The organism is Vibrio sp. 1727 (genome assembly GCF_033344415.1).
GTDB classification, from domain to species: domain Bacteria; phylum Pseudomonadota; class Gammaproteobacteria; order Enterobacterales; family Vibrionaceae; genus Vibrio; species Vibrio alginolyticus.
Genome location: NZ_JAWPOT010000024.1, coordinates 1 through 22,348 on the forward strand (window position 1 = coordinate 1; position 22,348 = coordinate 22,348).

21 protein-coding genes and 2 pseudogenes are annotated in these 22,348 nt (G+C 46.4%); 15 read left to right on the forward strand and 8 right to left on the reverse strand.

Annotated elements, in window-relative coordinates:
* A partial coding sequence (locus R8O10_RS19755; RefSeq protein ID WP_318191671.1) for a DUF302 domain-containing protein occupies positions 1 to 360 on the reverse strand: 360 nt, incomplete at its 3' end.
* 227 nt (positions 361 to 587) lie between these two features.
* Here R8O10_RS19755 and R8O10_RS19760 point away from each other — a divergent pair.
* From R8O10_RS19760 to R8O10_RS19785, 6 genes are all read left to right on the forward strand, one after another.
* A complete protein-coding gene (locus R8O10_RS19760) occupies positions 588 to 2,579 on the forward strand; it encodes a U32 family peptidase (protein ID WP_318191672.1) in 1,992 nt (663 codons plus the stop codon).
* Positions 2,580 to 2,684: 105 nt separating this feature from the next.
* Positions 2,685 to 2,930 (forward strand): DUF3297 family protein, encoded by a 246-nt coding sequence (locus R8O10_RS19765; RefSeq protein WP_005460424.1) that lies wholly within the window; start codon positions 2,685 to 2,687, stop codon positions 2,928 to 2,930.
* Between the two features lie 487 nt (positions 2,931 to 3,417).
* On the forward strand, positions 3,418 to 4,143 hold the full coding sequence (locus R8O10_RS19770; RefSeq protein ID WP_318191673.1) for an ABC transporter ATP-binding protein: 726 nt from the start codon (positions 3,418 to 3,420) through the stop codon (positions 4,141 to 4,143).
* Positions 4,130 to 6,664 (forward strand): ABC transporter permease, encoded by a 2,535-nt coding sequence (locus R8O10_RS19775; protein WP_318191674.1) that lies wholly within the window; start codon positions 4,130 to 4,132, stop codon positions 6,662 to 6,664. The genes R8O10_RS19770 and R8O10_RS19775 overlap by 14 nt, the downstream gene beginning before the upstream one ends.
* Positions 6,664 to 7,788, forward strand: a complete 1,125-nt coding sequence (locus tag R8O10_RS19780) for a lipocalin-like domain-containing protein (RefSeq protein WP_318191675.1) — start codon at positions 6,664 to 6,666, stop codon at positions 7,786 to 7,788. The genes R8O10_RS19775 and R8O10_RS19780 overlap by 1 nt, the downstream gene beginning before the upstream one ends.
* A gap of 79 nt (positions 7,789 to 7,867) precedes the next feature.
* Positions 7,868 to 8,134 (forward strand): DUF2999 family protein, encoded by a 267-nt coding sequence (locus tag R8O10_RS19785; protein ID WP_004746427.1) that lies wholly within the window; start codon positions 7,868 to 7,870, stop codon positions 8,132 to 8,134.
* Between the two features lie 111 nt (positions 8,135 to 8,245).
* On the opposite strand, the gene R8O10_RS19790 is transcribed toward R8O10_RS19785, so the two are convergent.
* Positions 8,246 to 8,833 (reverse strand): GNAT family protein, encoded by a 588-nt coding sequence (locus R8O10_RS19790; RefSeq protein ID WP_318191676.1) that lies wholly within the window; start codon positions 8,831 to 8,833, stop codon positions 8,246 to 8,248.
* A 91-nt stretch (positions 8,834 to 8,924) separates the two neighbouring features.
* Complete coding sequence (locus R8O10_RS19795; protein ID WP_318145970.1) at positions 8,925 to 9,785, reverse strand: helix-turn-helix transcriptional regulator; 861 nt, start codon at positions 9,783 to 9,785, stop codon at positions 8,925 to 8,927.
* Positions 9,786 to 9,969: 184 nt separating this feature from the next.
* On the opposite strand from R8O10_RS19795, the pseudogene R8O10_RS19800 reads away from it, so the two are divergent.
* Both R8O10_RS19800 and R8O10_RS19805 read left to right on the forward strand, forming a co-directional pair.
* Positions 9,970 to 10,869: pseudogene (locus R8O10_RS19800) on the forward strand (AraC family transcriptional regulator).
* A 298-nt stretch (positions 10,870 to 11,167) separates the two neighbouring features.
* Positions 11,168 to 12,265, forward strand: a pseudogene (locus R8O10_RS19805) (ElyC/SanA/YdcF family protein).
* Positions 12,266 to 12,318: 53 nt separating this feature from the next.
* Here the strand turns inward: R8O10_RS19805 and R8O10_RS19810 are convergent.
* The 3 genes from R8O10_RS19810 to R8O10_RS19820 form a co-directional block, all read right to left on the reverse strand.
* On the reverse strand, positions 12,319 to 12,654 hold the full coding sequence (locus tag R8O10_RS19810; protein WP_020195558.1) for a type II toxin-antitoxin system RelE/ParE family toxin: 336 nt from the start codon (positions 12,652 to 12,654) through the stop codon (positions 12,319 to 12,321).
* Positions 12,655 to 12,667: 13 nt separating this feature from the next.
* Positions 12,668 to 12,910, reverse strand: a complete 243-nt coding sequence (locus tag R8O10_RS19815) for a type II toxin-antitoxin system Phd/YefM family antitoxin (RefSeq protein WP_005383516.1) — start codon at positions 12,908 to 12,910, stop codon at positions 12,668 to 12,670.
* Between the two features lie 264 nt (positions 12,911 to 13,174).
* On the reverse strand, positions 13,175 to 13,597 hold the full coding sequence (locus tag R8O10_RS19820; protein WP_005374640.1) for an organic hydroperoxide resistance protein: 423 nt from the start codon (positions 13,595 to 13,597) through the stop codon (positions 13,175 to 13,177).
* Positions 13,598 to 13,734: 137 nt separating this feature from the next.
* Here R8O10_RS19820 and R8O10_RS19825 point away from each other — a divergent pair, with 137 nt between their 5' ends.
* The 4 genes from R8O10_RS19825 (at position 13,735) to R8O10_RS19840 (ending at position 18,296) form a co-directional block, all read left to right on the forward strand.
* Entirely contained in the window at positions 13,735 to 14,193 is a 459-nt protein-coding gene (locus R8O10_RS19825; RefSeq protein ID WP_054578594.1) for a MarR family winged helix-turn-helix transcriptional regulator, read from the forward strand.
* Between the two features lie 305 nt (positions 14,194 to 14,498).
* Positions 14,499 to 15,056 (forward strand): alkyl hydroperoxide reductase subunit C, encoded by a 558-nt coding sequence (gene ahpC / locus R8O10_RS19830; protein ID WP_005374632.1) that lies wholly within the window; start codon positions 14,499 to 14,501, stop codon positions 15,054 to 15,056.
* 334 nt (positions 15,057 to 15,390) lie between these two features.
* On the forward strand, positions 15,391 to 16,959 hold the full coding sequence (gene ahpF, locus R8O10_RS19835; RefSeq protein ID WP_005374617.1) for an alkyl hydroperoxide reductase subunit F: 1,569 nt from the start codon (positions 15,391 to 15,393) through the stop codon (positions 16,957 to 16,959).
* Positions 16,960 to 17,876: 917 nt separating this feature from the next.
* Complete coding sequence (locus R8O10_RS19840; protein ID WP_005374615.1) at positions 17,877 to 18,296, forward strand: VOC family protein; 420 nt, start codon at positions 17,877 to 17,879, stop codon at positions 18,294 to 18,296.
* A gap of 79 nt (positions 18,297 to 18,375) precedes the next feature.
* Here the strand turns inward: R8O10_RS19840 and R8O10_RS19845 are convergent, their stop codons facing one another.
* Both R8O10_RS19845 and R8O10_RS19850 read right to left on the reverse strand, forming a co-directional pair.
* Positions 18,376 to 18,915, reverse strand: coding sequence for a CAP domain-containing protein (locus R8O10_RS19845; RefSeq protein ID WP_318191677.1), 540 nt, complete (start codon positions 18,913 to 18,915; stop codon positions 18,376 to 18,378).
* A gap of 127 nt (positions 18,916 to 19,042) precedes the next feature.
* A complete protein-coding gene (locus R8O10_RS19850) occupies positions 19,043 to 19,999 on the reverse strand; it encodes a LysR family transcriptional regulator (protein WP_005374613.1) in 957 nt (318 codons plus the stop codon).
* Between the two features lie 126 nt (positions 20,000 to 20,125).
* Between R8O10_RS19850 and R8O10_RS19855 the strand changes: the two genes are divergently transcribed.
* The 3 genes from R8O10_RS19855 (at position 20,126) to R8O10_RS19865 (ending at position 22,325) form a co-directional block, all read left to right on the forward strand.
* On the forward strand, positions 20,126 to 20,812 hold the full coding sequence (locus R8O10_RS19855) for a DJ-1/PfpI family protein (RefSeq protein WP_005374612.1): 687 nt from the start codon (positions 20,126 to 20,128) through the stop codon (positions 20,810 to 20,812).
* 120 nt (positions 20,813 to 20,932) lie between these two features.
* Positions 20,933 to 21,463: a sigma-70 family RNA polymerase sigma factor gene (locus R8O10_RS19860; RefSeq protein ID WP_254901941.1), complete on the forward strand. Its 531-nt coding sequence runs from the start codon at positions 20,933 to 20,935 to the stop codon at positions 21,461 to 21,463.
* 166 nt (positions 21,464 to 21,629) lie between these two features.
* A complete protein-coding gene (locus R8O10_RS19865) occupies positions 21,630 to 22,325 on the forward strand; it encodes a VC0807 family protein (protein WP_005383527.1) in 696 nt (231 codons plus the stop codon).
* Positions 22,326 to 22,348 lie beyond the last annotated feature (23 nt).

Here is a 22,348-nt window from a genome sequence, read left to right on the forward strand (position 1 = left end):
TGAGCCTAGTGCGGTGAAAGTTGCACGCTGGGTTCTTAGAGGGACGGCACTTGGTAACAAGTGTCGTCTACTCGACAAATCGAGCGCCACTTCCTGCGCACAGATCATCAGTGGCGTGCCCACTTTAGGGTTTCCAAACACGATAACTTCAGTTGGTCGCAACGTCATATCGACTTTCACGGCGTTCTCTTGATGGTTAATGCGCGCAAAGACGTTCAACCCTTTTTCTTGCGCGATAGCGACAAATTTATCCGCCGTATCTTTTGCTGAATGCGTGCTCGCAACGGTTACCACACCCTCCCCAGCCAACGTACTCAATGACGCCAACGCCACTACCAACCCCATCATTACTTTTTTCATTTGTCGTCCCTTCCTCTCTCTGAGTAGAAAACTAAATATAGAAAAACCAAGTGTAGGAAAACTATAGAAGTCAGATTCCGCTATGGCGAATTGCACTCTACCCACTCAAGAGTCGACCGTGTAACACGGATTAATTGATTCAGATTAATAAAGCATTAACTAGCCGAGCATCAAAAGCGTGAAATACGTAACATTTGCAGCCTATTTTAGTAAGAAAGAGAAAAGTAGTGACACGCGATCAATTTGAGTTATTAGCACCCGGTGGTGATTTAGATTCCATCAAAGCCGCCATTGCCGCTGGCGCCGATGCAATTTACTGTGGGCTCGACCGCTTCAATGCTCGTAACCGAGCGACCAACCTCACCTTAGATAACTTAAATGGCGTGTTAACGTTGGCCCATCAGCACAGCTGTAAGATTTTCCTAACGTTGAATGTGCTGATTTTAGAAAGTGAAATTCCAGCGATTGTTCGCTTGCTCAGCCAACTGAACACCACCAAAATCGATGGCGTGATCGTACAAGATCTCGGTCTGGCCTACATTCTCAAACATCACTTTCCCGATTTGGATGTGCACGCTTCAACGCAACTGAACACGCATAACGAAGGCCAAATCCTCTTTCTCAACCAGCTCACCGCAAGCCGAGTAAACTTATCTCGCGAACTTAACATCAGTGAGATAAAACATCTGGCGCAATTTGGTCGCGAGCACAACGTAATGATGGAAGTGTTTGTCCACGGCTCATACTGCATCGGATTCTCCGGAATTTGCTATATCAGTTCCGCTCGCAATGGTGCATCAGGTAACCGTGGACGTTGCAGTCAACCTTGTCGCGAACAGTACGAAACGACCAAAACGGGCAACAACTACCCACTCAATATGAGAGACAACTCCGCCTTTGGGGACTTGGAAGCGCTTGCCGATGCTGGCGTGTATTCTTTAAAAGTAGAAGGGCGAATCAAGAAATCGCACTACGTCTATGCCGTGGTCGACAATTGGCGTCAGCAAATCGATCGCATGTGCGAGGGTTTGGAACTCTCTGAAGACACCACAGAGTTATACACGGTGTTCAACCGTGATTTCTCCAACGCATTTTTGCAAGGTGATTTCGGCAAGGCGATGTACATCGACAACCCGCGCGACCACGCTGTAAAACATTTTTCGAAGGTTTATCAATGCCAGTCTGCTGATGATGTGCAAGCGGTGAAAAAGAAACTCTACGACGACAAAACCGCGATCATTGAGAAAGTGGCAGAGCAAACTAAGTCGTTCGATGTCGCTTCGAAACAAGTATCCGGCAGCAGCTTGAAAGGGGCGATTGATGTGCCAACTCTGCCAGCGTTACCTCAACCAGAAACTCGCCAAAGTGCGCCAAAATTATCGGTTCTGATCTCGTCAGCACAAGAAGCTATGCTGTGCGAATACCACGACGTTGATGTTTACTATCAATTGCCAATGGGATTGTCTGGCGAACTGAGCGCGATGATTGAGTTATTCCAAGCCAATCCAATGCTCAAACCATGGCTCCCGGCCATTTTGATTGGCGAAGACTACCACGCCGCGCGCGTATTTTTGGAAACCATCCAACCTGAGTTGTTGATCACCAACAACTCAGGCGTCGGCATGATCGCAAAAGAGCTCGGCTTAGGCTGGGTGGCAGGCCCACAAATGAACACGGTGAACTCATACGCGTTTAAATGCCTTCAAGACGAGTTCGCGGCAAGTGGCGCGTTTGTTTCTAACGAGCTGAATATGAAGCAGATGCGTCGCATAAAGCGTCCGAAAAACATGCGCAGCTTCTACAGCATTTATCATCCAAATACCCTACTCACGAGCCGCCAATGTTTGTTCCAACAAACCGAAGGATGCCGTAAGGTGAAGGTCAACAAAGGTTGTTTGAAACGCTGTGATAAACGCACGTCTATCATCAACTTAAAAGACAATCCTTACGTGGTACAAAAACAAAAAGGCAGCCACAATTCAATCTACAGCGAGCACAACGTCTTAAACCTGCAAGTGCTGCACGATCTGCCGCAATTGTTTACCGATGTGTTGATCGATCTGCGTGATATCCAGACAGAAACGAAAGTCTCAGCAAGCAAACCTGAGTTGATTGACGCGTTCTTAGCTCTACTTGAAGATCACAGTGAACAAGCCGTCCAAACGCTGAATGCCATGATTCAACCAACAGCCAACTCGCAGTATTTGAAGGGGTTGTAGGCGGTACTTGAAAGTTAAACAACGCATCCACTCTCAACATATCTTGAACACACACAGTGCACTGACTACAATAGCGCACTTTTTACGGAATTTAGGTCACACAAAATGACAGATACAGCTAAACCAGCTCTACCAGATCGCCTAGCGGGTAACCCACGTAGCCCATTCTTCATCAAAGAATGCTTCGAGCACCAAATCGGTATCCGTTTCAACGGCAAAGAGCGCACAGACGTAGAAGAATACTGCGTGAGCGAAGGTTGGGTGAAAATTGCTTCTCCTAAAGCAAAAGACCGTTTCGGTAACCCAATGCTAATCAAACTTAAAGGCGAAGTTGAAGCGTACTACGTGTAAGCTGACCACGCTGAATATCTTTGAAAGCTCGAGTTTGACTCGGGCTTTTTTAATGCCTGTCATATCCCTTCCTCATTTAATCTCTTCCCTCTTCTTTTCAGTACAAAGTAGGGTCTGTTTATCTTTCGAGATTAAGTTTTGTTCGAGATAAAATCGTTTTAGGCGAGGCAAGGAGTGTGTAGCCTAGCATTCTAAGTAAATACTCCTTAACAAAGCATAGAACGATTTTAGCCGAACCCTTTGGGCAGCTTTTGTTGGTCATTTCTACTGCGTTATCAGCTTTTTCATGTAGGCTAACTACACATCAAAGTTTCTGCCTTGCACAAATACCCAACAATTCGCTGCAAAAATCAGCTCGAAAGGTCAACAGACCTTAAACTCGATGTAAATCGCTGTTTTTATCTAATTGTTGTCTAAAGTTTCTAGAGAACTAACTGCAATAGTGATTGCCAAAAGAAACGATACCTTTTTAATACAGGGAGAGGAAATGGAAAGCCCACTTGTCACACTCAAACACGCCAGCAAAAGCTTTGTTGATGGTAAAGAGACACATCGCGTGTTGGAAGGCGTCGACTTTACGTTGAACACAGGAGCGAGTGTTGCGCTGACGGGCGCAAGTGGCAGCGGCAAAAGTACCTTACTCAATGTCATCGCTGGCTTTGAGCCACTTTCCGAAGGTGAGTTGTGGTTAGGTGGCGATAACACGGCGGCTTGGAAAGACCCACAATGGAGCCGATTTCGGCACCAAAAACTCGGTGTTATCTTCCAGCAATTCAATCTGTTAACACCGCTCAACGTGCAGCAAAACATCGCCTTCCCTCTGCATTTGAATCAACAGAAATGGAACGACTGGTGCGATTACTTGGTCGAGACTCTGGGCATCAGCCAACTGCTCGATAGACATGTTTCTGCCCTTTCCGGTGGTCAACAACAACGAGTTGCGATTGCGCGCGCATTAGCCCACAAACCTAAACTGCTGCTTGCTGATGAACCCACAGGTAACCTTGACCAAAAAGCGGGGTTAGAAGTGATGAAGCTACTCAGTGAAATCACCACCCAAGGCAATACGGCAGTGCTGTTAGTCACCCACAGTCCTGACTGCGCTGAGTTTATGAAAACCCAATTACGTTTGAAGGATGGGCGTTTGGAAAATAGTCAGTTGCATAGCGGTCATCACCAAAACAAACATGAGCTTCGCCATGAAGCAAGCTAAGCAACCAAACACCAGGTTCACGCATACTCAACTCGCTCTGAATCTGTTTGTAGCGCACTATCGGCAGGCGCCACTGCAGGCCGCCGCAATTCTGATCGGTATCGTGCTGGCCGTGACCTTGTTTGTTGCGGTGCAGGCCATCAACCTCAATGCCAAGCGCAGTTATGCGGAATCTACCGAGCAGCTTAGCGCACAAGCTCAAAACTTAATTATTCCACCAGCAGGGCAAAACTATCTGCCCGAATCGCTCTACTTCACCCTCAGACAAAACGGACTCAGTGCAACACTACCTGTAATCGAAGGGCGAGTGAGAGACGAACAAGGGCGTCGCTGGTCAGTGCAAGGTAGCGAGTTGATTGCCGCAATTTCCTCACGTTCGCGCTATTCTTCAGAAAACCAACAGAACGTCTCTTTGTTCGACAGTGCTTTACCTTTGCCTGAGCTTTTAGCCAGCAAGCCGATCGTGATGATGAGCCAATCTCAACATCAAAACTTAGGGGAGGTAGAAACCCTAACTCTGGACGACATTCCAACCCAAGTGGTGGTACTACCTGACGAATGGCAGTTAGGTAGCCGAATGTTGATGGACATTGGTTTTGCGCAGCAACTGCTCAATAAACAAGGACAGCTCAGTTACATTGCGGTTTTCCAGTCAGGTGACAAAAGGAATAAAGACACGCAAGCAAATTGGCAAAGCATCATTGGTGAGCAAGGACAATGGATTTCCAATAATCAAAGCACAGACCTTGGCTCGCTGACCGACAGCTTTCACCTCAACCTCACGGCAATGAGCTTACTTGCCTTTTTAGTCGGGCTGTTCATCGCTTACAACGGCGTAAAGTACAGCTTGCTTAAACGCAATCGGCTGTTAGTGCAAATTCAACAAGCGGGTGTTGCGCCGAGCATTGTGTTATCTGCGCTGTTAGTTGAACTCACTCTTCTCGTTACCATCGGCGCTTCCCTCGGTTTTGTATTGGGCATGCAGCTTAGCCACTGGTTACATCCGACCGTGGCACTGACTCTAGAACAACTTTATGGCGCGACACTTCTGCCCGGCACTTGGCAGTGGCAGTGGTGGGCGCAAGCACTGCTGATCACGTTAGCCGCAACCCTGTTGGCGTGCTGGCAGCACTTTAAACAGCGAGTGCGCCAGCCGCTTTCCTCTCATGGCGGATTTTATCAAGCGCCTGAAGCCTCTAACGAAAACCAATTGTTCTTGATAGGTGCTACGTTGACGGCTTTCGCACTTGCAGGGTTATGGCTGAGTGAACATCACCGCTTCACCATGGCGTGGCTCGGCGTGCTTGTGGTGTCGATTCCTTTGTATCTACCCAAAACACTCAGCGTATTAGCCAATTGGTGTGAAAAACGCACCAGCTCCGGTTTGATGCAGTATCTGTTTGCTGAGCTGCGTGAGCTGATTTCTCCGCTTTCTCTCGCCATGATGGCACTGCTGCTCGCCGTTACTGCCAATATGGGGATGAATACGCTAGTGGGCAGCTTTGAATCCACCCTAAAACAGTGGTTAGAACAAAGGCTGCACGCCGATATTTACGTTAGTCCTGCGCAAGGAGAAATCGCTGATGTGGAGCGCGCGTTAGGGCAGTTCGACAAGGTTGAGACCGTCTACAAGCAATACTACGTCGACGATAACCTGCAAGGCTTACCGATTTTGCTTGGCACCAAAGACAAAGACACCTTAGAGCAAACCATGGTGTTCAAATCGCATTTGGAGAACTTCTGGCCACGCTTTTACCAAGGAGAGTTAGTCGCTATCAGTGAGCCAACCGCGGTCAAACTGGGTTTATCACTGGGTAGCGCGCTCACGCTTGATGCCGTTCCAAATAAGAACCTACTTGTGGGGGCGGTATTCCATGATTACGGCTCACCCAACGGTGAAGTGTTATTGGCACCCAAATTATGGCAAGAGAGTGGCTTTACCGACCTGCCAACAAGCCTTGGCATTAAAGTATCAGGAGACCCACAAATCGTATACGAGCAACTGCGCGAGCAACTGCGCGAGCAACTGCGCGAGCAACTGAATCTGCATCCAAGTCAGCTCTACGATCAGGCGCAAATCAAATCCATCGCATTGGATATTTTCTCGCAGACCTTCGCCATTACGCGTGCGCTCAACGGCGTGACTTTGATGGTCGCGGTGATTGGTTTGTTCAGTGCTTGCTTCATGTTGCTCGACGCGCGCAAAGCCGCCATTGCAAGGCTGTATGCACTTGGTGTTAGTCGTCGCAAATTAATGACCATGGTGGTCGGACAGATCGTCGCTTTGGTCAGTTTTACTCTGGTTATCGCCCTGCCCCTCGGAGCCATGGTGGGTTATGTGCTGACAGACATCGTCACCTTACGAGCTTTTGGTTGGAGCTTAAATTATCTGTGGAATTGGAGTGACGCCCTCAGCATTGCGGCAATCACCATCTTGGTGGCTGTGATCGCAACCTTGATTCCGCTGTGGCGATTGGTTAGTAGGCCTGTCGTCTCCAGTTTGCAAAGCGAGGTGTTGTGATGGTTCGATTAGCAAGCAAACTTACTCTACTCATAAGCAGCTTATTCCTGTTCGGTTGTGAAGATACCCAACAAAAAAATATGGGCACGCAAAATATGGGCACGTTGCTGGGCAGTGGAGACACGCAAAGCGAGAGCAACCTATTCACACCCGTAGAAAAAGGGGTTGAACTCACCTTTCCTACCGATCATCAAGCGCACCCGAATTTTCGTCATGAATGGTGGTATTTAACCGCTAACTTAATTGATGAAGAAGGCAACCCACTTGGCGTTCAATGGACACAATTTCGCTTTGCTGCTGCGCCGCCAACGAACGAAGATGACGTAAAGAAAACCGAGTGGCAAGCTCAACAAATCTACATGGCGCACAGCGCGGTCACGACAACCGACAAACACTACGCCGATGAAAAATGGTCGCGCGACCAAGCCTCTCTAGCCGGCGTCGACACTTCACCGTTTCGTGTTTACCTCGATGATTGGCAGTGGACTTCTTCAACCAACGACCTCTTCCCTGCCACATTGAAGGCGAACTCGGAACAGTTTGGCTACTCGCTGACGCTTACCAGCAGCGCACCTTATCAAAAGCAAGGCGAACAAGGTTACAGCACCAAAAGTGCCGATGGTCAGGTGGCTTCGTATTACTACAGCCAACCGTTTATTGATGTGTCTGGTGAGGTCACTATCGACGGCGAAACCCATCAAGTATCCGGCAAAGGTTGGATAGACCGAGAGTGGAGCTCGCAGTTCTTACTCGACTCACAACAAGGCTGGGACTGGTTTGCCCTAAGGTTGAGTGACGACACCAGCTTGGTGGTGTTCCAATTGCGGGATTCCAAAACCGGAGCAGCCAGTTACTCCAGTGCAAGACTGATGCAGCAAGACGGCTCCGGCATCGCCATTTCTCAAAAAGACATTCAGTTAGAGGCAACCAATCAAACAGAAATCCAAGGGCGAAAGTATCCAACCGAGTGGCAAGTGTCGATTCCTAACCAACAAATCGAGCTTACCGTCTCTGCACTCAATCCGAACGCAAAGATGCCCCTTTCTGTGCCTTATTGGGAAGGCCCAGTGCGTATTGAGGGCTCTCATTCTGGGACTGGTTACATGGAGCTAACAGGGTATTGAAATATTGCGCGGGAGCCCCAATTATTCTACTAGAACAAATACTGGCAACCAAGTCATACACTGATTGAAAGGAAATATGATGAACCCAATTATCGCCTTGCTGAAAGAGAACAACATCAGCGATGAACAGATCAACGAAATCTTCCAGACTCTGACGCAAAACCCGCTCGCAGCAATGGCAACCATCAGCCAACTAGGTTTGCCACAAGACAAGCTACAAATGCTGATGGCGCAAGTGATGCAAAACCCTGCGCTAATCAAAGAAGCCGTAGACGAGTTGGGATTGGATTTCTCAAAGGTTGAAGAAGCAAAAGAGAAGCTTCAAAGCCAAAACCAAGGCAACTAAGTGTTAGCCATTTAGCGCTGAATATAGAAAAGGCCGTTAACCCGAGCATGTGGGTTAACGGCCTTTTTTGTTGGCTACTTTGTTGTTAGCTACTTTTTTGTCGGCTAATTATTAGCGATTTAAAGACGCGAATTGCTCTGCTGTCATGCCGTAGTACAGCTTGTCGTCAAAGCCTTGCTCTCGTTTGTAGTAGTCTTTCTGACGGCCTTCTTGAGTAAAACCATTTTTCTCTAACGTTTTGTAAGAACCAGCATTAGAAGCGTAGCAATCCGCACTGACTTTATGGGCGTTTAGCTCAGTAAATCCAATCTCGGTCATCATTTGACAAGCGCGAGTCGCAACGCCTTTGCCCCATGCGCAAGTAGGTAACTGATAACCCACTTCGTAGTTGCCAGCTAAGAACATCACTGCGGTCACCGCACACATTCCCATGTACTGACCTTTTTGGTCACGAATCACGAACGTTGGGCTATCTGGCCAAACACCCTCTTTGATCGCTTGTGCCGTATTTTCAATAATAGGGCCAAAGAAACCCTCATACAGGCTGTTGTCAGCAGGTGCGAAGAACAGATACTGATTGACCTTATCGTCGTTCAACATCTCGATAATATCTTGTAGATCAGAGCCTTGAATCAGTTGGATAGTCAACGATTCGTTAAATGGGATGGCTTCGCCTTGTTTTAGTTTTTGATATGACATGTGCTACCTCGTTATCTGCTGAAAATAGTAGCCCAGCGGATAAGAGAAAAATTGGATTTTTGCGACAACTTTCGGGCTGATTAGCAATGTATTACGACTCAAAATCGCCATAGATATCGATGGTTAAGTCGCGCTTTTTCAAGTATTTGCTTGGCGTTTTTCTTAGCTGCTGTTTGAGGGTACGAATCAAATGCGATTGGTCACTGAAACCAAATTGTTGTGAGAAACTCGCCCAATCAATTGCTTCTTGTTTGTAGAGGGTCAAAATCATCTGCTCCAGACGTGCCATTTGTTGATACTGCTTAACGCTCAGCCCCACTACTTGCTTGAAACTGCGCTCAAGCGTTCTTCGAGAACAGGCGCATTGTTTGGCTATCTCATCAATATCCATCGCTAGCTCAGGTGAGCGTAGCGCTTGAGCGTCCATCACGGATGCCGCTTTTTGCGATGCCAAAAACGGTTTGGTGCAACAAGGTTCGATATCTAACGCATCTAGATGTCGTTTGATGTAGTTCAGCAAACATTGCGGTGAATCTTGCAACTCTAGCTGCCATAACCCTTGTTGAAAGCACACATCAAACGCCGTGTTGAGCCAATCAAACCATTCGCATTGGTTAATTGCTGCAACTTGGGATGCATCACTAAACCGTGATTCAATGGCATACAGACCCTCTGGACGAAAGGTGATACCAATACGCTTGATGGGAGCCGTATCTTCCAACAACAGCAAATGCTCGTTAGCCGTTAATAAATGGCAGCCTTTGCCAGCAAGCTTTGTGTCTCCCGTGTCGTAGCGGTAGCCTTGCACTGGTGGCGTAAAGAGTAAATGAGCGCGCGGGTTTGGAATAAGGTGCGGCTTGGGGTCAATGACTTCACCCTCTGGCACTTCCAAGTACCAAATTTGATGAATAAGCCATTCGTACTCTGGCAGAGACTGTTTCCAAGCTATCATGATTGTCCTAGTGGTTAGTAAAGATAATGAGCGCAACGTTTTTGCTTCAACATCTGCTCGTTGAGTGTGACTGATTGATGCTCATCTCGCCACGCATTTCTCACGCGGCTCCCTTGCAAGCTTGTTGGATTGCGGTAGGCTTTGAGCAGAGAAAACAAGCTGAACAGAACAAGGAAATCCCCCGATGCGCGTCGACTACCACAAACGACTGGTTCCTGTGATTCGTTATTTAGAACAACACTTTAATGAACCACTCAATCTGCCAGAAGTGGCCGCGCTGGCGAACCTTTCTCCTTATCACTTTCATCGCACCTTCAAAGCCGTGCAAGGCGAGACATTAGCTGATTTCATTCGACGTTTGCGTCTAGAAGCCGCCGCCGATGACTTATTCTAATCCAAGCAACCGGTATTAAACATTGCCCTAGAGTACGGATTTTCTAGCTCACAGAGCTTAGCCAAAGCCTTCAAACAACATTATGGCGTTACACCTACGGCCTTTCGCGACTGCGAAAACTACCAGCAGTTTTCTGAATTAGCACGAAACAGCAAGATTGGACACACGTTGCGCAAGAATGGAAACGAAGTAACACCAAGCGATTCATATACTGGCTCTGAACTCACCAAATGGAGCATGACAATGGAAACGCAAAACTTTGAAAAAGCAAAACTGGCTTACATTCGCGTAAACGGCCCTTACGGCCAAGGCTATGAGGAGCCATCAGGTCGCTTGTATCAATGGGCAGGAATGAAAGGTTTGGCAGACAATACCTGCATCTTCATCTACCATGACAATCCAGAAATCACGCCAGACGAGAAGTGTCGCACTGATATCTGCTTGATGGTGCCAGAAGATACGGAAGTTCCAAAAGGCATTGAGCTGCAAGACTTCCCCGGTGGTCAATATGCGGTGATGCGCCAGCACATTACTGACCCGAGCCAATACTCAAAAGCATGGGATGATGTCATGAGCAAGGTAATTGAATCCGGTATTGAGAACGACGACCGTCCTTGCTTTGAGCTTTACCACAGCTTTGACCCACAAACGCACCATGCAGACGTTAGCTTCTGCACTGCCATCAAATAAACCAAAAGCCTGCATCGTTGCAGGCTTTTTCATTTCTTACTCTGGTTGCTTAAATTCGTTCTTCCAAACGCTGTTTATCTTTTAATCCAATTACTTAGAACACGAACGAATACCTCAATATTTTCGTGATCCTACTTCGCGTTTTGACCACGCGCGTTCATTCGCTCGGCTGAGTTGGGATTCATTTCACAGATTATTCATGAAGCGAACCTAGACTGAAAAAATTCTATCGACCCCGTTCGACCTACAACGCTAGGCACAATAAAAACTAGGTACTACAGCACCTCTAGGACATTCCATGAAGAAGAACTTACTTGCCATTGCTCTTGGTAGCGTGATTGCGCTGACTGCTGCCCCATACTCTATCGCGGCTAACGATGCTGCCGTCCAATCTTCCGCCGATTACTCACAGATCGTCACCAAACGTCAGGTTGTCGACCAACTTCTCAACGACGCGGTACAGGCATTCAAATCCCCTGCGCGTATCTCGCATGCGGGTTTTACCGCCAAAATGCCGAGCAACATGGAGATTGTTACCGACCGCTTACTAGAGGCCTACAAACTTGAGCCGTACCGCACTGACCTGCTGATTTCTGCGGCAAATGCGCAGATCTACAACAAGAATGCAGACCGCGCGATTGAACTGTTCGAACAAGCCCTTTCGGTCGCACCAGACGATGTGGATTTGCACGCTTACTTAGCGGTATAGCAACGCTTTGAGGGCAACCAAGCGGAATCAGCGAAACACATGGCGACGCTCACGAAGCTCAATGCAGGTAAAGCGGCAGACATCCAACGCATCTTCGACACCGTAGACCGCGTACTTGCAACGCCACTAAAAGAGAAAGCCGACAAAGGCAAACTGGATGACAAAGGCGCAATCGTCACGTTGGGATACGCGCTAAACCCAGATGGTTCGATGCATCAAATCTTGGTTGAGCGTTTGGAAACCACGCTAGCCATGGCGAAAGCAAACCCTGACGCGTTGATCGTATTGACGGGTGGCGTACCGAAGAACCACAAAACGGAAGGCAAGTTAATGGCAGATTGGCTGATTGAAAAAGGCATCAGCAAAGATCGCATCATTGAAGAAAACTACGCCACCAGCACGGTAGGTAACGCCCTATTCAGCAGCTACGCATTGGCGCGTCATAACATCAAACACGCGACCATCATAAGCTCAGCGAGCCACGTGCGCCGTGGTCAAACATTGTTTGAAATCGCAAGCTGGCAAACTGGCCCGCAAGGCATCACTTTCGACACCGTAAGCTACCCAGACAAGCCACTGAAAGACTTAGCCAAAGCCAGCGATGGCGAATTGCTTGGTATCTACCGCGATGCACTGCGTACTTACGGCATGTGGAGCTACCGCTCTTACCCGCTCGAGTCGCGTTAATACACCAGAGCCAGAAAGCAAAAGAGACCGCGTTAATGCGGTCTCTCATAGAATCATTTGAACATGATGCAGTGGTCAATCAATGCGTTTTGTAGGTTTTGTTTGTCGCTCAGAATCACTAGAGCATAGATAGTATTTTTGTCACCAATTCGGTAAAGCAGCTTGAATCCATCAAAGCTGAATTGCCGGATGTCGTAAACACCGATGGTTGTCAGTTCATAACAAGGCGGATAGATAGACGGGTTATTCAAAACGTTGTGTTCAAACCTCTGCTGAACCGCAATTAATCTATCAATCACATCGTTGCGAGCGCTCCAGTTCGATAAATAGTTAATACTCTGAATAGCCGTATTTTCAAAGGTTTGTGTATAGAGAACTTTTGCTTCCATGCTCGTATCAAACTCAATCTTTGAGTGCTGCTAACGTGCTCTTCATATCTTCTGATGACTTTACACGTTCATTCGCAACATCATTTTGAGCAAAGCTAACAAACTTCATTAAAGCAATGGCTTCATCACGCTTCTGACGTTCTTCATAAGACTCAACGACATAAATAGGCTTACCATTTTGCGTAATCGTCATTGGCTCATCCAGTTCAAGCTTCGCAGCATTCTTTTTTAGATAACTTACCGTTTCAGTGCTCATCACATGACTCCTATCGGCAACCCCGCTGGTGTAACAACAAGCGAAACCAGCCGAGCTATACTGCAGGTTTGACCGAAATATTTGAATCAATAGAAAGTGCTAATCACATTCTATTTTTCGTTTAGATTTTGACCTAATCTTGCCAACTATACCTGTGCATTTCGAACAAACCAAATTAAGTTTAAATTTAGACTCCTACTTCAAATATAGAAAAAGCCTGCGTACTTGCAGGCTTTCTTGTCTTTGTGCAGTGATAAGAACCGCTTAAATTGCTTCGCCGTTTACCGTTACTGCCACATCAATGTTGCCACGAACTGCGTTTGAGTATGGGCAAACTTGGTGTGCAATGCGCGTTAGCTCTAGCGCTTGTTCTTGTGGCATGTCTAGCTCTACCGCTAGGCTCACTGTTAGTGCAAAGCCACCGTTATCGTTCGGACCAATGCCTACTTCCGCTGTTACGGGTGCACTTTTCAGGTTTACTTTACCTTCACGTGCTACGTGCAAAATCGCGTTAGAAAAACACGCTGAATAACCCGCAGCAAAAAGCTGTTCTGGGTTAGTTGCTGCGCCTGTGCCGCCCATTTCCTTCGGGTATGACAGCTCTAGATCGAGAAGACCGTCATCAGTTTTTACTTGACCATTACGACCAGCCAAAGCGGTAGCTTGAGTTTTGTATAGAGTAGTCATGCGAGTGTCCTTCTTAGTTTAAGTTGCGCACAATTTAATTGCTTGCAATCTTATATCGAAGTAAAGATCGTTTGCAACTATATTGTGCACAATTTATTTTATAACTCTCTTTCTCTGTGATCAGGTAGGCAACGCCAATGAGCCAGTGTTACACCGACAACACCATGACCAACGACGATAAACTCTTACTCGAAAACCAAGTTTGCTTCCCGCTCTACAGCGCAGCAAATGCAGTGATCCGAGCGTACCGCCCGTTGTTGGATGAGCTTGATCTGACTTATTCGCAGTACTTAGTGATGATGGTGCTGTGGGAGAAAGACGGTGCCAGCGTAAAAGAATTGGGGTCACAACTGCATTTGGACTCAGGCACACTCACACCGCTGCTTAAACGCTTAGAAGCAAAAGGCTATGTAGAGCGTGGTCGCAGTGAAACCGATGAGCGCGTTCGCGTACTCAATCTAACCGAGCAAGGTCGTGCCCTTAAAGAGCAAGCTAAGTCAGTGCCAAACGCCATGATGTGCAAAATCACATTAGAGCTGGATGAAATGATCATGCTGAAGAAGCTGTGTGGCAAAGTGCTCGACAATCTGGGCTGAAAAAATAGACGCATCCGCTTCCCCACTTCCTATTAGAAAGAGCCTGCCGAGATGCAGGCTCTTTCGATCTTAGCTAGAAGATCTACTCAAAGTCATCATCGGTATTCTCTATTGCTAATCTGCGTTCATCTTCAATAAAACCTATCAAAGCAAACTCACTTACATCGGATTTCCCTATCAAGTGAAATAGGAAATGGCTATCAATAGGATAGTTACAAGCGATTTTCCTTAAACACACTCCGATGAGAATATACTTTCCGAAAGCAACAACAGCTCAGCTTAAAACATTCAAAGGAAAGTAAATTATGATTAATACTCAAATCAAACCATTTGCAGCTACAGCGTACAAAAACGGCGAATTCGTTGAAGTAACAGAACAAGACGTTCTAGGTAAATGGGCAGTATTCTTCTTCTACCCAGCAGACTTTACGTTTGTATGTCCAACAGAACTGGGCGACCTAGCAGACCACTACGAAGAGCTACAAAAACGTGGCGTAGAAGTTTACTCAGTATCAACTGATACACACTTCACTCACAAAGCATGGCACGACAGCTCAGACACAATCGGTAAGATTCAGTACTACATGCTTGGCGACCAAACAGGCAACATCACAAACAACTTCGGTGTGATGCGTGAAGGTCAAGGTCTTGCAGACCGCGCTACGTTCCTAATCGACCCAGAAGGTACTATCCAAGCAATGGAAATCACTGCTGAAGGTATCGGTCGTGACGCAGAAGACCTACTACGCAAAGTGAAAGCAGCTCAATACGTAGCAGCACACCCAGGCGAAGTTTGCCCAGCTAAATGGAAAGAAGGTGAAGAAACACTAGCTCCATCACTAGACCTAGTTGGTAAAATCTAAGCCACTGAAATTTAAGTTCTAATCAGTTCCGATTTCCTTTTTCTGATTAGAACTGAATTAGAGAGCACTTCAGGTTAGATACCTTGACGACCTTCTGCCTGATTTGCTCTCTCCCCCTCAGGTTTTATCTACAGTAACCACTTTTTATTACCTATCTGAATAAGTAGGTGTGCAGTAATTGCGTAGAAAAAATCGTTTAGAACCAGGCATAGATTTTCGATAGCTAGTTACTCTAACTACAAAATCTATAACGCAGTTATCAACGATTTTAGCTAGCAAGAATGAACAAATACTTGTTTTGATTGGTAACTATTTAATTAAGGTAGTAACAACTATGTTAGACCAAGCGATCCAACAACAACTCAAACAATATCTGGCTAATGTAAAAGAAGAAGTTCGTTTAGTGGTTAGTCTAGATGAAAGCAAAGCATCGAATGACATTTTGTCTCTAGCGAACCAAATCGCAGAGATGAGCGACCTAATCACCGTTGAACGTGACGACAACGCAAGCGCACGTAAACCAGTGATGGCGGTAACTAACCCAGCTAAAGGCACAGCACTACGCTTTGCAGGCTTGCCAATGGGTCACGAATTTACCTCTCTAGTATTGGCACTGCTTCACTCTGGCGGTCACCCAATCAAACTAGAACCAGAAGTGATTGAGCAAATCGCAGCACTAGACAAAGATCTAGACGTAGAAATCTTCATTTCACTGTCGTGTCAAAACTGTCCGGACGTGGTTCAAGCGTTCAACATGATGGCGGCGATCAACCCGAAAGTAAAAGCAACCATGATCGACGGTGGTTTGTTCCAAGATGAAGTGAAACAACGCGACATCATGGCAGTACCAAGTGTATTCGTGAACGGTGAGCTATTCGGTCAAGGCCGTATGTCTCTGACTGAAATCCTAAACAAAGTGGATGACGGCGCGAGCGAGAAAGCGGCGAAAGCACTAAGCGAAAAAGACCCATACGACGTACTTGTTGTCGGCGGTGGCCCTGGTGGTAGCGCAGCTGCTCTTTATGCTGCTCGTAAAGGTATTCGCACTGGTGTTGTTGCTAAACGCTTTGGTGGTCAGGTTATGGACACCATGGCAATTGAGAACTTCATTTCGGTAAAACGTACTGAAGGTCCAAAACTGGCAACTGACCTAGCAGAACACCTAAAAGAATACGATGTAGACGTCGTGACTGAGCAACAAGCTGAGAAGCTAATGGGTGCAGCACACACAGAAGATGGTTTGATTCACATCCAACTTGAAAGCGGCGCAACGCTGAAGAGTAAGAGTGTCATCTTAAGCCCAGGTGCACGCTGGCGTGAAATGAACGTTCCGGGAGAGCAAGAGTACCGCAACAAAGGTGTCGCGTACTGCCCACATTGTGACGGTCCACTGTTCAAAGGCAAGAAAACTGCGGTTATCGGCGGTGGTAACTCAGGCATCGAAGCAGCTATCGACCTTGCTGGTATCGTAGAACACGTAACGGTTCTTGAATTCGCAGACGTACTTCGCGCAGACCAAGTGCTTATCGACAAAGCGAACTCACTACCAAACGTAGACATCATCACGATGGCGCAAACAACAGAAGTGGTGGGTGACGGTACTCGCGTAACAAGCTTGAAGTACAAAGACCGCAACACAGACGAAATCAAAGAGATTGAACTGTCAGGTATCTTTGTTCAAATCGGTCTAGTACCAAACACAGAATGGCTAAAAGATTCAGAAGTAGCCCTATCTGAGCGCGGTGAGATTGAAGTCGGTAGCCGTGGCGATACTAGCCTAGAAGGTGTGTTCGCAGCGGGTGACGCAACAACCGTTCCTTACAAACAGATCATCATTGCGATGGGTGAAGGTGCAAAAGCAAGCTTAGGCGCATTTGACTACCTAATCCGTAAGCAAGGTTAATCTCCAATTTCTTGAGCACAAAGCGCAAGGTGCTGTGTTTTCTTCCCCGGAAAACCAATCGGGGCACCGTGACAGCGATGAGTAACAAGAAATAAAATCAAAAAACCTAGAAGCCCAAAGACTTTGCCAGCAGATATTAACTGCTGGCTTTTTTGGTTTGGGGAGAGGTGTAAGCAAATCTCTCAGCGCTCCGAGTTCAAACTGGAGGGAATGGCTCTACAATCACGGATAATTCAATTCACAACGCAACATAACAACACACTGAAAGTAGATTCTGAATACTCGCTTAGGCTCCTTCAGAATGACGCTGCTCGTTTAGCTCTCTTTCCGTCATTCCCGCGAACCTAGGTGAGACTCGGAATCTACTCACCGTAAACTCGATCGAAAATGAGTAGCACGAACAAACAAAAGGTGAAACAAGGTTGCAAGCACCTTACCCAACATTCAACCAGCAACCCCACCTAACCTCCCCTTGTATCAAACTCCGAAGCTCTCAACACGCAGAGCTCAAAAGGGAGGAACTGGTTCTGTGCTCGCGGATAGTTCAATTCACAACGCAACATAACAACACACTGAAAGTAGATTCTGAATACTCGCTTAGGCTCTTTCAGAATGACGCTCTTCGTTTAGCACTCTCTTTCCGTCATTCCCGCGAACCTAGGTGAGGCTGGGAATCTACTCACCACAAACTCGATCGAAAATGATTAGCAAGAACACGAACAAACAAAAGGTGAAACAAGGTTGCAAGCCCCTAACCCAGCTCTCAGATTCAAAGCACCAAACCCACCGAATCTCTCAATGTATCCAGATCCAAAGATATCAACCCTAAAAAATTTTAAAAAAGCCCTTTACCTCAACTTTACTTGAGGTTTTAGCATATTCATCGTTGGCTAGAAAATGACAAAAAGGAGCACATCATGATCCAACTAGAACATATTAACTTAGTCGTGAAAGATATCCCTGAAATGCTGAAGTTTTACCAAACTGCATTTCCACATTGGTACGTGCGTGATGAAGGTAAAGGCGAATGGAGTGGCAAGCCAAGAAACTGGCTACATTTTGGCGACGAGTATCAATACATAGCCATGAGTGACCATGGCGAAGGAGAAAACCGCGAGTTGAGCGGGCACCAAGTTGGGCTAGCGCATTTTGCTTATGTGACCAACAACGTCGATGCAATCATCAAAAGACTAACCGATGCAGGTTATCCGATTGCCCAACCTGGTGCTGATGAACCATACCGCAAGAATGTGTATTTTGTTGACCCTGCCGGTTTTGAGATTGAATTTGTTGAATACCTGGCGGATGACCCAAAACTTCGTAACCTGACAAGCTAAAAGAGATGTAAATAATAAAACGCCAGCAGATAGTGACTGCTGGCGTTTTATTTTTTATCTATCGGGCTTCTTTATCGCATTAGCGCTGTTTGGCAAAAACCTGAGTCCAGTAATACCCGTAGCGTGCAGAGTGATTTTCGACAAGCGACGCGCCCATCTGATCAAAATCCGCACTCATGATATTAAGGCAGTGGCCTTCACTCGATAACCAAGCATTAACGACGGCGTTAATGCTGCTTTGCCCTACTGCGACATTCTCACCAATGGCGCTCCAAGCATAACCCGTTGCGTTAACTCGATCTGACATTTTGCTGCCATCAGAGCCTGTGTGGCTCATGAAATCGCTGTTCGCCATATCGCTTGAATGTCGATAAGCGGCGCTTTCCAAATCGTAGCTCCAAGTCAGGGCCCCAACAGGTGGCATGGTGGTTGCGCCACACTGTTGTGTAGTAGAGCGGGCGCTGTTGACCGCTGCAAGCATCTGCTCGGCAAATGTGCCTTGTGACGATGTGGAACCTGTGTTTTGTGAGCCGCTTTCTGTTGGGGCTGACGACTCCCCATCGCCGCCACATGCGCTGAGAAGTAGGGCCAAAGCAGGCACTAAGATCTTAGTTGGCATTGTCTTTCCTTTATGAGTGACGAAGAGCAAACTGCGCTTTTCGATAATAACGCCCAATAAACTAACAAAAACCAATAAAAGCGCCATATAGCTTAGGGGGTTTTAACCAAAGACTCACATGAAGTTTTCAATCGCCTTGGTTCGGTCGATAAATCGGCAACGTTTCAGCCCAAGTATGGAATGGCGTTTCATCCATATCCTGTATTGCTTGAGTGATAAAATCGATGAACACCCTCACTCGGGCAGGCACATATTCCCGGTTGGCATAGAGAAGATACACGCCATTTCCTGCTTGGCGCATGCTCGGAAATATCGGCACTAAACGCCCCGCTTTAAGCCAGTCTCTCGCGATAAAATGAGGGATCTGAGTCAATCCTAAGCCTTCTGCGCAAAGCTCTGCCATAGATTCACCGTCATTTACAATGTAGTTTCTTTCGGGGTCATATTCACTCGCACCGTCTGGTTCTGGCATCCGAATCGGCAACAGTTTCCCCGTTTGTTTAAAACGAAAACGAACCCAAGAATGGTCATTGAATACATCCGAGCCACTCGGAACACCATGGCGCGCTAAGTAATCCTGACTGGCACAAATGATAAAATCGATAGGGCTGAGCTGACGCACAATCAATTGACTATCGTGAACGACACCAGAGCGAATCGACACATCAATACCTTGCTCAATAATATCAACGTAGGCGTCATCGTAATGAATATCGATAGTGATGTTAGGGTAGCGGCGGCAAAACTCTTTTAGCAAAGGACGAATATAGAGGCGACCGTACGAGACAGGCACATTAATCTTAAGCTGCCCTGAAAGTGCATCATTGTGACTTTTTAATGAATCCTCACATGCCGCCAGCTCTTCCAGTACAAACCTAGCAGTATTTGCGTACCGACGACCAGCTTCTGTCAGGCGGCTCTGTCGCGTAGAACGTTGAAAAAGCTGTATACCCAAATCGCTTTCAAGACGATGTATGGCTTTGCTCACGGTCGAAGGGTCAGTGCCATACACTTTGGCAGCCGCAGCAAAACTACCGCCATCTAAAGTGGCAATAAAAAATCGTAGGGACCGTATCTTATCCATATAACCAATGAACTCTATTCATGAATTTTATTCACTTTAGTAAAGGCCAAGTGGCTCTTCAATCGCTAATTAGCCTAAATATAATGAACCTCAATAACTTGATGCTCTGTTAGCGAGGAAAAAACCATGGGTAAAAACGGATTGAAGAATGCACTACAACTATTGATAGCAACACTAGTCCTATTCTTTGGGGTGCTTCAAACAGCACATGCCGCAGATAAACGAATTGGTATTCTAGTTTACGATGGCGTACTGACCTCTGATGTTACTGCTCCTTTAGAGGTTTTTGGCGTCGCAAGTCGTCTCACTTGGTTTAGTGATTATGACGTGCTCACCATTTCCGTCTCCGATCAGAAAACCATCACCACTGAAGAAGGATTAAAAATTGGTGTGGATGCTTGGATTGGTGATCTGCCGGAACTCGACGTATTGGTTTTAACATCCAGCTATGACATGGATGCACTAATCGAAAATAAAGATCTCATTCACTTTATTAAAACTACCTCAAAAGCGGCAGATTGGATGGCAAGTAATTGCTCTGGCGCGTATTTGTTAGCCGAAGCTGGCCTTTTAAACGGCAAAAAAGCAACAACTTGGGCCGGAGGTGAAAACGGCTTTCAAAGAGATTACCCAGCAGTCAAAGTACAAGTCGACCAGAATTTTGTCATTGATGATGGCGTTATCACTTCGAACGGTAGCCTAGTTAGCTATCAAGCTGCTCTTAAGCTACTTCACCTTATGACTTCAGAGTCTAAAGCTCAGGAAGTCGCAGATGCCATCCAGTACTCACGTTTTTCCAACCAACCATTTTAAGCGTGTAAGAAAGAAATCAGAGTCACCCTTCGATATTTCGAAGGTTAACTCTTCGAATTTATCTTCCTAATCGAACAACCCTTTTTATCACTGTAAAAGCGATAAAAAGGGTTGTCGTTCATCTGGCAGACACAACGTGCTCTCCAAACTTTTTATCTTAATGCTATGGAAAAACGTAAACGTTACGAAGCACTGACGAAAGAGCGATACCAAGAGATCTACCGTCTCGCATATTGGTTATGCAAAGATCACCACCTTGCTCAAGATTTAGCGCAAGAAACCTTTCTGAAAGCGTGGCGATTCTTTGATAAATTAAATGACCCCAACGCCGCGAAGTCTTGGCTCATTACTATTTTGCGTCGTGAGAATGCTCGGCGCTTTGATAGAAAACAGTACGATTTTGTCGACATTGATGAGTGTGCAATACAGACAAAAACCTACCCTGGCAGTGACTACGACATGGCCCAAGATTGGCTTCAAAAACAAATGATGATTCTCGAACCCAAATACCGAGAGCCGTTGCTCTTGAGCTTAGTGGCTGGGTTGAATCATGATGAAATTGCCCAAGCCTTGAGGCTCAACCACAACACAGTGGCGACTCGATTATTCAGAGCGCGTAATCAGATCATCGCACAGAAGGAGAGTCATTAAGACACAAAAAGTAGTCAACCATGTAAACTAACTGGCTATGCTCCGGTCTATTTCATAAGTCGTTACGCAACTCGACGCTTTAACGCTTTACATCAAGCGCGACTAGATGAACACTTCTTGTCAAAGTACAATAACAGCCGACATAGAGTAGAGTCAGTAAAACATTATGAGTAACACGACGGCGAAAAAGCCGAATCCCTTATTTGAAATCCTTTTCAACGTATTTATCCCTTCCTTCATTTTGATGAAGTTTAGTGGCGATGAGCATCTAGGGACAGCAATGGCGCTGGTTGTCGCTTTGCTATTTCCTATCATTTATGGCGGTATGGACCTTGTCCGTAACAAGAAATTTAACTTTATTTCTGCACTGGGCTTTATCAGTGTTCTGCTAACTGGTGGCATCGGCTTGTTAGAGCTTGATACACGCTGGTTAGCACTAAAAGAAGCCCTGATTCCTGGCCTGATCGGTTTAGCGGTTTTGGGTTCAACGTTTACCCGCTACCCACTGATGCAGAAGTTAGTACTGAATGACACAGTGTTGAATCTCGCGTTGATTAACCAACGTTTAAAAGAAAATGGTAAAACCGATGCGTTCGAACGTTGTCTTATGTCTTCTAACTACTTGTTTGCAAGTACTTTTGCGTTCTCATCTGCAATGAACTACTTCCTTGCGACTTGGATTGTGACTAGCCCTTCTGGTACTGCTGCCTTTAACGAAGAGTTAGGGAAAATGACGCTGTACAGTTACCCAATGATTGCCATCCCAAGTATGTTGATGATGTTCGGTATTTTTTATTACATTTGGCGTCAAGTACGTGCGATGACATCGCTCGAAACAGAGCAAATCTTCCATCTAAAATAGCCCAATCATTACAAGTAAACCCA

What these genes read in the sequence shown, in the direction of transcription:
- R8O10_RS19865 (WP_005383527.1), top strand. Translation starts at nt 21,630, where the DNA reads ATGAGTAACACGACGGCGAAAAAGCCGAATCCCTTATTTGAAATCCTT.
- R8O10_RS19770 (WP_318191673.1), top strand. Translation starts at nt 3,418, where the DNA reads ATGGAAAGCCCACTTGTCACACTCAAACACGCCAGCAAAAGCTTTGTT.
- R8O10_RS19790 (WP_318191676.1), bottom strand. Translation starts at nt 8,833, where the DNA reads ATGTCATATCAAAAACTAAAACAAGGCGAAGCCATCCCATTTAACGAA.
- R8O10_RS19820 (WP_005374640.1), bottom strand. Translation starts at nt 13,597, where the DNA reads ATGACTACTCTATACAAAACTCAAGCTACCGCTTTGGCTGGTCGTAAT.
- R8O10_RS19845 (WP_318191677.1), bottom strand. Translation starts at nt 18,915, where the DNA reads ATGCCAACTAAGATCTTAGTGCCTGCTTTGGCCCTACTTCTCAGCGCA.
- R8O10_RS19825 (WP_054578594.1), top strand. Translation starts at nt 13,735, where the DNA reads ATGAGCCAGTGTTACACCGACAACACCATGACCAACGACGATAAACTC.
- ahpC (WP_005374632.1), top strand. Translation starts at nt 14,499, where the DNA reads ATGATTAATACTCAAATCAAACCATTTGCAGCTACAGCGTACAAAAAC.
- ahpF (WP_005374617.1), top strand. Translation starts at nt 15,391, where the DNA reads ATGTTAGACCAAGCGATCCAACAACAACTCAAACAATATCTGGCTAAT.
- R8O10_RS19775 (WP_318191674.1), top strand. Translation starts at nt 4,130, where the DNA reads ATGAAGCAAGCTAAGCAACCAAACACCAGGTTCACGCATACTCAACTC.
- R8O10_RS19815 (WP_005383516.1), bottom strand. Translation starts at nt 12,910, where the DNA reads ATGAGCACTGAAACGGTAAGTTATCTAAAAAAGAATGCTGCGAAGCTT.
- R8O10_RS19795 (WP_318145970.1), bottom strand. Translation starts at nt 9,785, where the DNA reads ATGATAGCTTGGAAACAGTCTCTGCCAGAGTACGAATGGCTTATTCAT.
- R8O10_RS19765 (WP_005460424.1), top strand. Translation starts at nt 2,685, where the DNA reads ATGACAGATACAGCTAAACCAGCTCTACCAGATCGCCTAGCGGGTAAC.
- R8O10_RS19780 (WP_318191675.1), top strand. Translation starts at nt 6,664, where the DNA reads ATGGTTCGATTAGCAAGCAAACTTACTCTACTCATAAGCAGCTTATTC.
- R8O10_RS19810 (WP_020195558.1), bottom strand. Translation starts at nt 12,654, where the DNA reads ATGGAAGCAAAAGTTCTCTATACACAAACCTTTGAAAATACGGCTATT.
- R8O10_RS19785 (WP_004746427.1), top strand. Translation starts at nt 7,868, where the DNA reads ATGAACCCAATTATCGCCTTGCTGAAAGAGAACAACATCAGCGATGAA.
- R8O10_RS19855 (WP_005374612.1), top strand. Translation starts at nt 20,126, where the DNA reads ATGGGTAAAAACGGATTGAAGAATGCACTACAACTATTGATAGCAACA.
- R8O10_RS19840 (WP_005374615.1), top strand. Translation starts at nt 17,877, where the DNA reads ATGATCCAACTAGAACATATTAACTTAGTCGTGAAAGATATCCCTGAA.
- R8O10_RS19850 (WP_005374613.1), bottom strand. Translation starts at nt 19,999, where the DNA reads ATGGATAAGATACGGTCCCTACGATTTTTTATTGCCACTTTAGATGGC.